The organism is Anabaena sp. UHCC 0451 (genome assembly GCF_034931405.1).
Classification (GTDB): domain Bacteria; phylum Cyanobacteriota; class Cyanobacteriia; order Cyanobacteriales; family Nostocaceae; genus RDYJ01.
The window spans coordinates 69,398-83,643 of sequence record NZ_JAYGHA010000008.1 but is presented as its reverse complement, the minus strand read 5'-3'; the positions used below and the strand labels follow the sequence as shown (position 1 = coordinate 83,643).

Below are 14,246 nucleotides of genomic sequence, written 5' to 3'. Positions count from 1 at the left end.
GAGGACGCAGAGAACACAGAGGAATAGGAGTTTGGGATAGTTTTTGCGTAAGTCCTACTGAAATGTAGGTAATTCATAAAATTCCTGTTAAGACTTGACAAGACGAAAAAAGTGTATTATGCTTATGTTATGAGTGGAAAAGTGTGCGCCCATATATAACGTGTTTTCAATTATCAACATTATTATTTGCATTCATATCCTGAAAATCCTTAAATCCTGGACATCCTGATGCAGACAACAGCAAGAATTAATGAGAACTTGTAAACATCAAAATTAAACTCAATATTATTAATCCTCCCAAAATTGATAAAATTTGAGTAGTTCTATTACTTTTATGCAGTATTTCCGAATAAGATAACTCATGATTTTGAATCAATAAAAAGGAATGAGGAGAAAATAAAATAGGAAATAACCGATTTAAAAGTAAGCGTAAAAAGAAATTAATACTCCACAATCTTTTTTGTAATTGGTCTTGATTATATTGCCAAGGATAACTTATTTGCACTAAGCGAATTAAGGCTTTAATATCGTTTTGACGGAGGTTTTGATAACGCGGAAGTGCAGCAGCAAGATTATCTTGTTTTTCTTGTAATATTTCCTGAAAAATATAGATATCTTCCAAAGCAGAATTAACACCTTGTCCGATGTCAGGAGGAAAACAATGTACAGCATCCCCCAATAAAATTACCGCTGTTCCTTGGTTATTTTCAGGTTTGCCGAAAATTTGATATAAACCTGAACAATATTGAGGCATAGGAAATTTACCACCTTCACTAGCTGTAAATCTGGCAATTTCTTCCGCAGAAATTATTTTTTCTATGGGAAGTTGCGGGAATGCTTGTTTGATAAATTCCTCAACTTCTACTGGTGTTGATAATTGCCAAATTTCATGATTTGGGTAGTTAATAATATTGGCAGTTCTGGGTTGATTTGGATTTTTCAAAGGTAATAAACCTAAAGAAATTGCTTTTTTACGACCTTTAAAACTAGACCGAATACCATAAGCCATTGTCGATGTTGATAAATCTCCCTCTTTTGCTGATAAAGGAAATTGAGCAGGTAAAGTTAGAACTTTGTATTTTAAGCCAGCACTAGGAGAAGGAAACTGTTGCATTGCAAATAAATTTGATTTTCCTTCTATTTCATGAAGAGTTTGACGAACAAGAGAATTTAAACCATCACACCCGACAATTAAATTAGGAATAAAAGTTAATTGTTCTTGATTTTGAGATTGGGTAATAATTTCTAACTGTTCTAAATTTTGAGAATGTGGTTTAATTTCTACACATTCAGTATTAAATAAAATTTGAATGGTATCTTGCCAATGTTGAGCAATTTCTTGGTAAAGTAAATCTAAAAAAGATGCTCTAGGTAGCCAATAAGCTGTTTTACGTTGAGAATCTGCAATGGGTAGTTTTGTGGTTTTGCGTGTACCGTCTTTTTGAATGATAGTAAAGTAAAAGTCAGTATTAGGAACGCTTAAATCAGCAAGTTTGGCGGTTATTTCTAAGAAATCAGTTAATTTTTGTCCCCTACCATCAATTTGATAACTAAAAGATTTATCGGGTTCATAATAATCTGCTGACGGTCTTTTTTCAATAACTTTAATATCTTTCCAGCCTCGTTTTGCTAACATTAAAGCTGCACCTAATCCCGCTGGACCCCCACCGATAATGACAACGTTTTGCTTGTGGTAATTATTCATGTGAAGATAAATGTGTTTTTACTTGGTGGAAAAATAGTTGTAAGTATTCAGCTATAGCAATCGTTCATACCCATATCCCCGACTTCACTAAATCAATTTATCATTTATGGACACAATAAACAACAGAAGTCGGGGAAATAGTTAATTTTCAGGTATGGGAATAGTTGATTTAACTGACTCACGTTGATGCAATTTATGAAACCAGTTTCCCAAATTAGGATACTGTAAAATCCAATCTTCATTTAATCGTAGACTATAGTAACCCATAGAACATAATGCGGCTATATCTACTGCTGTCCAAGTGTCACCACCTAATAAATATTCAGACTGGGATAATTGTTGCTCAAAAATTGCTAAAAGATGATTAATAGTGTTTTCTAATTTTGTTCGATAACGTGGTGATGATACATTATTAGTTAAATTGAGAATCCATAAATTGATGATATTATCACCTAAATGGTCTGCTAATTCTTCCCATTTACGACATTCTAGAAGTGCTTGACGAGTTGGGGGATAAAAACTAGGTTCTGGATAAGTTTCATCTAAATATTCAGCAATTAATGTTGAATCCCAAATAACTGTCCCATCTGTTTCTACAAATACAGGAACTTTCGCAATAGGTGAAAGTTGTAAAAATTCAGAGGGTTTATTCATGAGATTAACTTCTTGCAATTCGCAATCTAAATTTTTCTCTTGTAACAATATGCGGATTTTTCTAGAAAAATTAGATTGTTGATGATAATACAAGATTCTATTCATGATATTTGTTAATACCTTTTTGTTCAAGAGTATGCAAGAGGTGATGGTTTTTCAGTCCAGTTTGAGCATACCATCGCCGTCACAGAATAGGGTATGAAAATTCTCACTTTACCTGAATAGTAAAAAACTAATCTGAAATTACATCTCCAACGTTAAAGGTTTTCCCGGTTACTGTTACTGTGTCAGTTTCTATTAATTTTCTTCCCCTACGGGTTTCAACTGTACCATTAACCTGGACATTACCATCAAGAATCATCAGTTTGGCATGACCTCCAGTGGAAGCTATACCTGTTAACTTTAAAAATTGGTCGAGTTTAATCATTTTATATCGTGTTAGTTTGAATAGTTATTATATCTGTTTGGCTGGTAATTGCTAATTGGTAGACAAAAATCATTTAGCAGCAGCCAGCCATAAGCTTATTATAAGCAATTAGGTGAACATGATATAGGGATAATATTTGATTTATGAAATGATACGTAGGGTGCGTCAGACTGTATACATTCTATCAATAAACAGATTTGTTATATCTGACGCACCCTACAAATACTGAGATTTTTTCAAAATTCAAATATGAGTCCTATACCAGCAATGTTCTCAAAGTTTTTTATCAGTTAGAAATGTGTAGTACCGCTTTACCAGGAAAACGTCTATCAATCAGTTGTTGAGCTACATCAGCAATTTGGGTCCAAGGAGCTTCAATATCAATATGAGGACGTAATTGGCCAGATTCTACTAACTCCACTAACCATTTTAACCCCACAGATGCCGATTCTTGTTTGAGTTCGTGGAAGACAATCAGACCGTATATACTCGCACCACCAAGGGCATAAAGATTACCTGCGTTAAAAGTTACTTCTCTTCCTGCGGTAGTTCCAAACACCACAGCTTTACCATTTGTGCCTAATAAACCCAAAGCTTTACCTAGAACATCACCACCCACAGAGTCAATAATTAAATGATAGGGTCCATATTCCTGAGCAGGTGAGATATCTTCACCGATGACTACCTGATGCGCTCCTGCTGCTTTAACTATGGCTTCATATTTAGGCTGACGCAGATGTGCTACTACTTTTGCACCACTTAACCGCGCTAGTTGAATAGTAAAGTTACCAACGCCACCGGATGCACCTGTTATTAACACGGAGCTATTTAAGAGAAAACCACCTTTTTTAAGGGCATGATAGGCAGTTAAACCAGCTACGGGCAGTGTGGCAGCTTGAGCAAAAGATACTGAACGTGGTATTTCTGCTAAAGCGTTTGTAGGTACGGATACCAGTTCTCCCCAAGCACCGGAGGGCAGAAAACCTACCACTCGCACCCCTGGGACTGGTCCTGAACCGTCTGCGGCGGGAGTTTCTACTGTACCAGCTAAGTCCCAACCAGGCCGCCAACCAGCCTCAGCAGTGGAAGCGCGTCTGAGTTCGCCGCGATTGAGTGATATTGCTGCAACTCTGATTATGGCTTCATTTGCGGCTGGTGTGGGTGCATTCACTTCACTTAAGGCCAAACGCCCTGGTACATTGGGATTAACGATGACAGCGCGGATTTTGTGGTTCATATTTTCAGATGTCCTGGTTTAAGTTAAAAACATAGTTAAAATCTAAACACAATTACTTATCGACAATATACACTGTGAGGATTAATTGCGATCGCACATTCATTCCAGAATCTAGTTATTTCTCTCAATGTCAATAAGGATATGATTGAAAAGTTAAACAGTAGAAGATGATTGCCTATGGCACGTCAACGCGAATGCTAAAGGATATGGCAATGAAAATTAAAGTCAAAAATCTTGGTGCTTTAAAGCAAGCTGAATTCACACTTGGGGATTTGACGATCATTTGTGGTGGCAACAATACAGGTAAAACTTATGCAACTTATGCGTTGTTCGGCTTTTTATATACTTGGCGGCGAATGTTTTCGATCCAAATCAACGGTGATAAGATTGAGCAGCTTCTTACTGATGGAGTAATTCGCCTTGATATTCAAGAATATGTTAACCAGGTTGAGCAAATTGTTTTTCAAGGGTGTCAAGTATATAGTCAAGAATTACCAAATATTTTTGCGGCATCGGTAGAACGCTTTAAAAATACAGGGTTTCATGTAGACTTAGATATACACAATATTAGTTTAGTCAGTAAATTTGATGTTATAGTTAACTTTGGTGAAGGCTCGCTTTTCTCAATTACAAAAAGTGAAGAAAGCACAGAATTAGTAATTACCTTAGTAGTTGATAAAGAAAAGGTAAAAATCCCCAATGTGATCATTGAACGTTTCATTAGTGACGCACTAAAAAACATAATTTTTGTGAAATTTTTACCTCGTCCTTTTATTGCTAGTAGTGAAAGAACTGGTGCTGCAATTTTTCGTAAAGACTTGAACTTTGATCGCAATCGCTTATTAGAAGACATTGGTTCGGCTACTATTTTTAATGGTTCAAAGGGCGAGTGTAAACGGGCAGATTTTATCATTGTTGCTGATACTGACAGGAAAAAAGTTATCCTCTGTATAGAGATGAAAGCAAAGGTAGACACTGCCAAAGAATGGACAATTATTCAGCAGTTTAAAGGTGCAAAGTGTTTTGTTGAATATTTTAAGAAAATTGGTAAAGAGTTTTGGGGACAAACAAAGTTTATTGATAGTTATGTTTATCGGTTTGTTACCATCAGGGATATTAACATTGATAAAAAAACTACACGAGAAAAAATGATTGATAATCATGATATTCCAGAGCGAATGCTGAAAATCTCTTCTCCTCATTACCTACAATTTTTTTCAGCCCATATCACGGAAACCCATGACATTTGGCATATCGTCACTGGTTCCGATACAAATATCTTGGGTGAAATTCAATTAGAAGCTTTTTATGTTTCTCAGTTATACGCGACACGCTTCTGGTTAGCATTGTTAACAAAAAACCTGCTCAAAGTGGTTGTTTATGATATTGAGCTTTCGACAAAATACATGGATGCGATCGCGCAAGGATGGATGATAGCAAAACAGGCCAAGCCTCTATTTGGGATAGAATGGAAACTTTTTTGGGAAACTCCATTAGATGATGTGCGTACTTCCTTAAACATCATTCTCCCAGCCAGTTAAAAGCTAAGTTTTGCTAACTTCACCTTCCCAACTTGTTAGGAATACCTTCACAACCACCGGGAATAGTTCCTCTGGTTTTTTCTCCACACCAAGCGCAGCAGTAATAACGGGCTAATTCAGACATTCTTTGGACGTTGCTGAAATCGGCATTTTCCACAACTGCGCCGGTGTGTTCTCCGGTTTCATAATCCGGTGGTTGGGTACGACTACGGGGTGAGGCTTTTTCTAAGGAACCATAAAATAAACGTACGGCATTTAAATCAGCATCGCTGAGATTAGCATCATATAAAATTGTGCGGGAAAGGTTGGCTTTGACTAAATCACAACCACTGAGATTAGCACGCACTAGGTTGGCTTCACTCAAATCAGTCCAACGTAAATCTGTTTGAGAGAGGTCTGCACCTGCTAACATGACACCTAAATCTATAACGCGCACACCTTCTAACCTGTCTTCGGCATAACCTCCAATACCATCGAGTATAGCTCTACCTAAACGGCGATCGCGTTTTAAGGGTGTGAGTAATTTGGAACGGGAAAGAAAGCGGAGAATTTTGGCTTTACCACTACCATCGACACTACTAAAAATAGCAGCAGTTCGTCCTTCTGCGATCGCTCTTTCCTGTGGCCAATCTTCTAATAATCCTTCTTCATCTAATACCAAATCAGAAACACCTTGGAAATAAGAATCTATGGTTTGTTGCTGAGTAATAATATTTTGTTGGACTGTGAGCAGGTTTTGTTGAATGGTTAAATCTTTAGAAATTACATATTGTCGCCAAGCTACATAAACAGCGATTACAGCTATAAAAATTTGCCCTAAAGCCCCAAACCATTCGGCTAAAGTTCCTGAAGCATCCCAGTTAATTGTTCTTCCCCAACGCAGCAGAATAGCACCTATACCAGTAAATCTGAATAAGCCAATAATACCTACTAATAAGCCGATAAAGCCTAATAACAATGTTCTATCCTGGGGAGAAAACCATTCTTTAATGACATCTTGTAACCAAGGGAAAAGCATGGCTATGGATAAAACCAAAGTGGCGAAAGTTCCCAAAATGCCCAGAAATGAATTATTAATAATAATACCAATAAAAGTGAGAGCGATCGCTAATAAAGTAAAAATTAAAGCTCTAGGTTTAACTGACAACTGATTACGAGAAAGTTCCTTAAAGTTAGATGTAGCCCGTTTGAGAGCATTTGTATTTTGGGGAGATTGTAAAGAAGAAATTGCTGCTAAAGCTTGTTTTGCAGCCAAACCTTCGGCTGTGAGTCCATTTTCACTGGTATCACTATCAAAATCATCTGGTTGTAAATCGTGATCTGAGTTTGGTTCTAGACTTGGTGGATGGGAGGAATTAGATTCAATGGTCATGTTTTCTATTTTTTAATACTTGTTTGACACTCCCCGGTCTAAAGACGCGGGGATTCTACATTGATAGACTCGCCGTTAGACGACAGGTTTACACCCTTAGGGTTCGGCAGTCACTCATGGGGGAGACCCCCAAGACCGCGCTGCCTCACCAATCGCCCAAGAGGAGCCACTGCGTTGGACGGTTTCCCCGGCTTAAAGCAAGTGGCGTGGCAAATCTCCTGTAGCGTAAGTTCCCGTATGCCCTACGGTACTTAATCCTAATTTTAGGATGTTGATGCTGGCATTAATATCTCTATCTTCTACGAACCCATAATGATGACAATTATGGGTTCTAGTTGATAGGTATTTTTGTATTTTTTGACCACAATTAGAACAATTTTGAGAAGTGTTATGGGCAGGAACAGCAATTGTTACCTTTCCATATTTATGCCCAAAATATTCTAGCCATGTTTTTCCGCCAAGCTCCAAAACTTAATCTCAAGGATTTTCAGCCTTTTTTCTTATAATGCCTATTTTTCAGTTGTTTTACGTTTTTTGTAAGACGTGTAAACTAGTTGCATTTAACATAACACCAGAAGTGTAAATAAAGCAATAAATGGCATTGTTACTATCGTTACTGCGTTTTGCGGTTCTTGTTTTCCCACCACTATTTATATATGTCATCCTGGATGGAAATCTTTAGGAGTATCGTCCAGTGGTCAAAAACCAGAGCTAAAAAACCAGAGCTAAAAAACCAAATATCAGCAATGGAGACTTTTTGTTTAAATAGAGGTTTAGCTGTTAATAAAATTATCGACTCACCTGAATTATTACTAATCTAGCATTACTATATTCATTCCCATTCTTGAAATTTGTCGCTGATATTTTCAAGGAAAGAATTTATTTGAGTGCGTCGGGTTTCAAAGTTAGCGGCTATGTAAATTAGGAGGATACCTAATAATAAGCCGATAACCCATTTTAAAAAAGAGTAGCTGAAACTGAAAATTACCAGTTGATAAATACTTGTAATGAAAAAAGTAGCCGTACCAACATAAAGAAACGCACGTATTCTTAAAGCTAGTCCAGCGAAAATGGCAATGAAGCTAAAAATACCAGGAATAAAAGGTAAATTTTGATGAAACAAAACCGCCCAACCACAAATTAAACTACTGCCTAGCATTCGCACAAAGTGACGAATTTCTTTGGATTCTGCTAATTTTAATTGTGGGTCTATTTGGGCAATATATAATATTGATATTCCCATGGTTGTGATATACCATAAGCTATCTTTAAAATTTAATTGATTAAACCAGTTAAATAAAGCCCAATCTATTAAAACTACACTAATGTAGGTAAAACGAATTTGTCTAGTTATTTTGGACAGGAATATATAATATCCACCAGCGATAATTAAGGTGATGGGATAAATTTGTTGTTGGGTAATTCCTATGATTATTAACGGTAAGATGTATGCTGTTCTTTGCCAAGGTGTTTTTGCCCAGCCTAAATTTTCCCAAGGTAAAATGTAAAGGAAGTAAGCAAATACGCAAGCTAAAGAACCATTCCAAGGCATTAAATGTTGAATAAAAAAGCTGCTTATTGGTAAATTCTGCAAATAAATACCAGTCATACCTGCTGTTAATAAACCCAGATAAACCCAAATTTCATCCACATTTAGATTTCCCACCTTTTGTATAGGTAAATTGAGATTATTTCTTCTCCCTTGCCATATTGCATAGCGAGTTAAAAATAGTCCTGTGCCTATACCTACATAAAAGTTAATTGGCAGAGGAAATGTGACAGCAGCTAATAATAAACTGCTACTCCAAAACCAATGCAAATGGGCAATATTTTTCAGTTCTCCTGATGTAAGACGAAAATAATTGACTAACCAAGGGGAAAGAATGCGGTAAACATACATGATGCTAGTACCCAGGGCTGACATAGCAATTAAACCATCTCCTAATCCTCCTCCTGTGGCTTGAGACATTTGATAAAATAGGAGTTCATAAGCAGAAATTGAGATACCAATAATGCCAAGGTAAAGTATAGGTTTAAATTCTTCTTTTCTGCGTCCTATACCAATCAAAATTAAGGCTATTCCTAAACTATATAAACCTGTCCAGTCGGTAAATGTGGTTAACCTCAATAAAATACTAAATGCACCATAAATGAGGGGTAAAATATGGAAACTTTGAGGTAAAATTTGATATTTTCTGCGCCACCATTCCCCAAATAATTGAGTTGTTAAACCCAGTCCAATATTAGCAATACCTATTTTAATAATTGAGTATTCACCAAAACCCACAACTTCAGCCACTAACAATTCTAAACACCAACCAATGCTATAAAATGCCCAGTTATTCGGTTGCTGCCAACTGCGGTAAATAATTGCAGCTAAAGTTATAGTTGTGGAGATAAAATAGAGAATTTCGGCGTTGCTATTTCCTGTATAAATGAGGAATGAATGTAATGTTATGCCTAATAATTCTAGGGTACAGAGTGTAATAGCCCATTTATCACTAGCTGCTGCATAAATAACCGCTAATTCTGTACCTTTTCGTAAAAGTAAGGTGCGTCCTAACCATAAACTGAAGATAGCAAATGCACCTACCATAAACCAAGCTGATACAGATAAACTTGGTAAATTCCATAATATTGCAGCAATAAAACCCAGTCCAAAACCAATAGTTAAAGCTGCATTTTCTTGTTTTCTTAAATAGCGAGTATTGACAAACATCACACCAACACCAACACCCAAACCAATTAATCTCGTTTCTGTCAAAGGCAAAGTTAAAAACTGGGCAGCTATGATGGCTACAATACTCAAAAAAGTATTAAAAATACGAACTTGTTCAGTAGTGCGAATAGCTAAACCTGTAAGTGCTAAAGGTGTAATTAACCAAATAATTCCCCAACTGTTGTAGCTGTAAATCACATCATAAGTAGATGCTTGAATATTTACCAATAGCAAAACAAAACTGAGGGTAGCAAGTCCTAAACCAATATACCAAGCACTACGTTCCCAAATTCCTGCACCCACACTAAATACCCATTCTGCAACCATTATAGTTAACAAAATTGCTGCCCAAATTTCTTGACTCAATCCTGGTGACAGCCAATTGATAGTAGAAAAAACTGTTAAAACTCCTGTGACATGAGTTAAATAAACTAAATGAGGTTGGGAAGAATGGCGTTTAGTAACAAGAGCTAAAGTGATTGTAGAAAATATAAGATTTAATGTTAATACTGTGGGATTAAGTAATGCGAAATTAGTTAAGCAAACACCTAATAATAGAGTTAGTTGCTCGCCAAAAGTTGCTAATTCTTGTTTTTCATCATGATGCAATTTTTCTGTTAAAATTAACATCAAAATGATATAAGGAAATAAAGCAATACTCAATAGTGTTAAAGGTTGATTTTGGGAATTAGTCAGATAAGTTGCTGTATTAATGATAAATTGCTGTAATTGTTCAGGTACTAACCTCCAACCTAACCATATTGTCTGTAAACCAATCAAGAAAATAGCTGTTAAATCAATTTTTAAACTCTGATTTTGTAACCGACGGCTAAAAAACCACAAACTCAAACCACTGACAACTATTGCTTGTTCTGGTTGGGTAAATACTGAAACTAACCAACCTAAAAATAACAAAATTCCGCCTATGTTTCCCCAAATGTAAGCAAGAGAATTGGGATTTTTTTCTACTAACCAAGTTACTAACCAACCACAAATACCAATTGCTAAACCCAACTGAGTAACATTGACACCAGCTACAAAAATCGCTCGAAATAATAATCCTAATAAACCATAAATAACGACAGCAAAATATATTCCAATTCCCCAACTATCATCTTGTTTACTTAATCTCTCTCGTGGTTGACGTAAATTTTGATGAACTGTAATTAAAGTTGTACCTACCATTCCAATATAAACAGCAATTAAGGGAAAATTTGATAACTTCCAACCCCAATGTAAATAACTCAAACTGAGAATATTCACTAAAGGTAATTTACCACTGGGGAAATTACTAAGAATTGTACGATTTCGAGAAAGTATAATTGTAACCGTTGATAGCAGCAAAGAAGCAATAGCTAATACTACCCAATTAATAGGATTATTCCACAAACTAAAGCTATCCATTGCCCAAAAATTCACAGGCACTAATAACAAAGTTACAATTAATAAAGTTTGTGCTGTTAATTTTAAATTGTTTTGTTTGCTAGTCCAAAAAGTAAAACCACAAAAACTTAAAGTATAGGCTAATAAAACTCCATATTGTCCAACAGCAGGAAACCTTTCCCACTGACTTGCTGCTAATACACCAGAAGATAAAACTACTAAAAATATCCCTAAAAATAACAACCATCTCACACTTAATTCTTCACCCAATGATTCCAACATTGTAATGATAAAATTAGGTTTAGCTGGTGTTTTTGGTTCTGGAGGTAAAGTAGCAATTAATGGGTTTAATTTTATATTATTTGTCAATACCTCTTGTGGATGATTTTCCACCTGGGGTTGCAATATTACAGCACAAATCAGATAATCTCGACATAACTTTTTAACTTCAGCATCAGATATTAAACCCAAGCGCAGCCAAATATCTAGTCCTGCTAATAACTGAGGATGAGAAGAAGATAGCTTCAGTTCAATTTTTAATTGACGGTCAAGGGGTGGTGACATAAACATCATTCGTATCTGTAGATACGTCTATTTTGATGCTAATGTTACAATATTTTGGTCTTTATTGTGCCAGTTATTAAAATAACTCACGCAAAGGCGCAAAGACGCAAAGAAAAATCTAGGTTTTACCTAAAAATATCAAGCATATTTTAGCCATTTACTGAAACTGTCACGTTATCTATATTGCCAAGCAAATAAATACCCGACTTCGTGGAGAAATCGGGACAGCATAACTATAAGTGCTGATTGTGTTGAGATTTTCTCAACCAAAGTAACCTGGTTCGTTCCCTGGTTTCCATTTAATATTGCAACCAACACTTGGCTGTTGTTCACTGGTGACTGGTTTTTCAGCTAAAACATCTTCAATAGCTGCGCGTAAATCTGCACCTGTTACAGGTTTATTGTTACTGGGACGGCTATCATCTAATTGTCCACGATAGACCAGGTTTCTTTCTTTATCAAACAAGAAAAAATCAGGTGTGCAAGCTGCTGTATAAGCTTTTGTTGTGGCTTGGGTTTCGTCGTAGCATAAGGGAAACTTAAATCCTAACTCATCTGCCATTTTTTTCAATGATTCTGGCGCGTCATTTGGGTAGTTTTGAGCATCATTAGCACTAATGCCAATAATACCTAAATCACTGTTAAGATAATCTTTTCCTAATTGAGCTAATTCTGTTTGGATATGCTTCACAAATGGACAATGCCGACAAATAAACATCACTAGTAATGCTTTTTTATCTGCAAAAGTAGCAAGTGAAATTATGTCTCCAGATACCACTTCTGGTAGATGAAATTCTGGTGCTTTTGTACCTAGCGGTAACATTGTTGAAGCAGTTAATACCATAGATTCCCCTTTGTTGAATGCTTACAAGATAGCATTAAATTTTGCCGAAAATTACCAAAATTAAAGATGGTAATTTTCACGTCTCTCGATTTTGTGAAATTTTCTGTAATCACGTTTTAACTTCTTTTTACAAGCTTATCCAAAGTCCGATTACAGCATTAATTTTTGTAAAATTATCTTTTGATATATATATCCTATGGTAATATAAGTTGCTATTTTTGAGCTTTTGCTAAAAGATGCCACAAACAGGTCATACAACTCAATTTCGTTACGCAGCACAGCACAAACCCAATCAGTTGATTTACGGAAGTGGGCAAACAGCAGTAATTACAGGTTGGACGGTGAAGCAAGCGATCGCAAAACATCTGCAACCATTAGAGTATGCTGTAATTGGACAGTTATATTCACCCACCAGGGGTATAAATCTACTAATTCGCAATTTGTTATTCAATCCTCATGTTCGTTATTTAGTTGTCCTCAACGCTACCAAAGAAGATAAAAACGCTGGTGCGTCGCAATGCTTACTAGATTTTTTCTGCAATGGTGTAGAGGAAAATTTAAGCGATACCGGACGTAAATCTTGGGTTATTCGTTCTCCCATTCCTGGATATATTGATATAGATATTGATATTAATGCTTTAGAAAAACTGCGTCATTCTGTAGAAATTGAAGAAGCTAAATCAATTACTGAAGCAGTAGAAAAAATTAAAATTTATGCCCAAAAAGAAATAATTGAATCTTGGGGAATACCGTTAGAATTTCCCATGTCTACCATTGAACCGACTGTTTTACCTGGTTCACGTTATGGACATCGCATAGAAGGTAAAACTATCGCTGAAACTTGGGTAAAAATCATTCATCGTATTAAAACAACAGGTACAATTAGACCAACTGGTTATGATGGAAAATGGCAAGAATTAATAGATTTAATGGCAGTTGTCACCGATGAACCTGATGATTTTTATTTTCCTGAACCTAATTATTTACCAATTGATAGAAGCTTTTTAGAAGAATATATTTCGCAAATTTTAGATGATGCACCACATCGGGAAGGTGTGAAATATACCTATGGACAACGTTTGCGTTCTTGGTTTGGACGAGATCAAATTGAACAAGTAATTGATAAATTAGTCAATGATATTGATTCAGCTAGAGCAGTAATGTCGTTATGGGATGCTAATCAAGATCATAATGATAGTCCTCCTTGTTTAAATCATATTTGGGTGAGAATAGTTGATAATGAACTATCTTTAACTGCCACCTTCAGAAGTAATGATATGTTCTCAGCTTGGCCAGCAAATGCGATGGGATTAAGAGCTTTACAAAAGTATATTTATAATTCTTTAGTTAAAAAAACTGATCATGTTTTGAAAATGGGGGCATTAATTACCATTAGTCAAAGCGCCCATATTTATGATGATTGTTTTGAAAATGTCGCCAATGTAATTTCATCTCAATATCTTAAAATATCTCAGCAAAAAGACTATTTTGATCCTGCTGGTAGTTTTATTATTACTATCCAGAATAATCAAATTATTGTCGAACATACAACTCCTGGTTCTGGAGAAGTAGTTAATTGTTATTCTGGTAAATCTGCACATAAACTTTCCCAGCAAATCTTCACAGATTGTCCTGGGTTACAAGTATCTCATGCAATGTATTTAGGTGTGGAATTACAAAAAGCGGAAATGGCTTTGTTAATGAAAGAACAGTTTATTTATGAACAGGATAAACCTTTGAAAATTAATACATATTTACACTTATCAAATGTATAAATGTGTCAGCTTTCAATAATCCTAT

8 protein-coding genes and 2 pseudogenes are annotated in these 14,246 nt (G+C 35.8%); 2 read left to right on the top strand and 8 right to left on the bottom strand.

Features of this window, described 5'->3' with window-relative positions; genetic code table 11:
• Positions 1-247: 247 nt before the first annotated feature.
• From VB694_RS07555 to VB694_RS07540, 4 genes and pseudogenes are all read right to left on the bottom strand, one after another.
• A complete protein-coding gene (locus VB694_RS07555) occupies positions 248-1,705 on the bottom strand; it encodes an NAD(P)/FAD-dependent oxidoreductase (RefSeq protein WP_323359697.1) in 1,458 nt (485 codons plus the stop codon).
• Between the two features lie 141 nt (positions 1,706-1,846).
• On the bottom strand, positions 1,847-2,464 hold the full coding sequence (locus tag VB694_RS07550) for a glutathione S-transferase family protein (protein ID WP_323359696.1): 618 nt from the start codon (positions 2,462-2,464) through the stop codon (positions 1,847-1,849).
• Positions 2,465-2,591: 127 nt separating this feature from the next.
• A pseudogene (locus VB694_RS07545) lies at positions 2,592-2,801 on the bottom strand (RNA-binding S4 domain-containing protein); the annotation flags it as partial.
• Positions 2,802-3,072: 271 nt separating this feature from the next.
• Positions 3,073-4,023 (bottom strand): zinc-binding dehydrogenase, encoded by a 951-nt coding sequence (locus VB694_RS07540; RefSeq protein ID WP_323359695.1) that lies wholly within the window; start codon positions 4,021-4,023, stop codon positions 3,073-3,075.
• A gap of 206 nt (positions 4,024-4,229) precedes the next feature.
• Between VB694_RS07540 and VB694_RS07535 the strand changes: the two genes are divergently transcribed.
• Positions 4,230-5,564, top strand: coding sequence for a Coq4 family protein (locus VB694_RS07535; RefSeq protein ID WP_323359694.1), 1,335 nt, complete (start codon positions 4,230-4,232; stop codon positions 5,562-5,564).
• Positions 5,565-5,583: 19 nt separating this feature from the next.
• On the opposite strand, the gene VB694_RS07530 is transcribed toward VB694_RS07535, so the two are convergent.
• The 4 genes and pseudogenes from VB694_RS07530 to VB694_RS07515 form a co-directional block, all read right to left on the bottom strand.
• Complete coding sequence (locus tag VB694_RS07530) at positions 5,584-6,936, bottom strand: pentapeptide repeat-containing protein (RefSeq protein ID WP_323359693.1); 1,353 nt, start codon at positions 6,934-6,936, stop codon at positions 5,584-5,586.
• Positions 6,937-7,143: 207 nt separating this feature from the next.
• A pseudogene (locus tag VB694_RS07525) lies at positions 7,144-7,389 on the bottom strand (zinc ribbon domain-containing protein); the annotation flags it as partial.
• Positions 7,390-7,768: 379 nt separating this feature from the next.
• Positions 7,769-11,602, bottom strand: a complete 3,834-nt coding sequence (locus VB694_RS07520; protein WP_323359692.1) for a DUF2157 domain-containing protein — start codon at positions 11,600-11,602, stop codon at positions 7,769-7,771.
• A gap of 262 nt (positions 11,603-11,864) precedes the next feature.
• Positions 11,865-12,446, bottom strand: a complete 582-nt coding sequence (locus VB694_RS07515; protein ID WP_323359691.1) for a thioredoxin family protein — start codon at positions 12,444-12,446, stop codon at positions 11,865-11,867.
• 236 nt (positions 12,447-12,682) lie between these two features.
• Between VB694_RS07515 and VB694_RS07510 the strand changes: the two genes are divergently transcribed.
• On the top strand, positions 12,683-14,221 hold the full coding sequence (locus VB694_RS07510) for a thymidylate synthase (protein ID WP_323359690.1): 1,539 nt from the start codon (positions 12,683-12,685) through the stop codon (positions 14,219-14,221).
• Positions 14,222-14,246 lie beyond the last annotated feature (25 nt).

Excerpts from the sequence above, each read along its gene's own strand:
- VB694_RS07530 (WP_323359693.1), bottom strand. The coding sequence starts at position 6,936 with ATGACCATTGAATCTAATTCCTCCCATCCACCAAGTCTAGAACCAAAC.
- VB694_RS07555 (WP_323359697.1), bottom strand. The coding sequence starts at position 1,705 with ATGAATAATTACCACAAGCAAAACGTTGTCATTATCGGTGGGGGTCCA.
- VB694_RS07520 (WP_323359692.1), bottom strand. The coding sequence starts at position 11,602 with ATGTCACCACCCCTTGACCGTCAATTAAAAATTGAACTGAAGCTATCT.
- VB694_RS07515 (WP_323359691.1), bottom strand. The coding sequence starts at position 12,446 with ATGGTATTAACTGCTTCAACAATGTTACCGCTAGGTACAAAAGCACCA.
- VB694_RS07535 (WP_323359694.1), top strand. The coding sequence starts at position 4,230 with ATGGCAATGAAAATTAAAGTCAAAAATCTTGGTGCTTTAAAGCAAGCT.
- VB694_RS07540 (WP_323359695.1), bottom strand. The coding sequence starts at position 4,023 with ATGAACCACAAAATCCGCGCTGTCATCGTTAATCCCAATGTACCAGGG.
- VB694_RS07510 (WP_323359690.1), top strand. The coding sequence starts at position 12,683 with ATGCCACAAACAGGTCATACAACTCAATTTCGTTACGCAGCACAGCAC.
- VB694_RS07550 (WP_323359696.1), bottom strand. The coding sequence starts at position 2,464 with ATGAATAGAATCTTGTATTATCATCAACAATCTAATTTTTCTAGAAAA.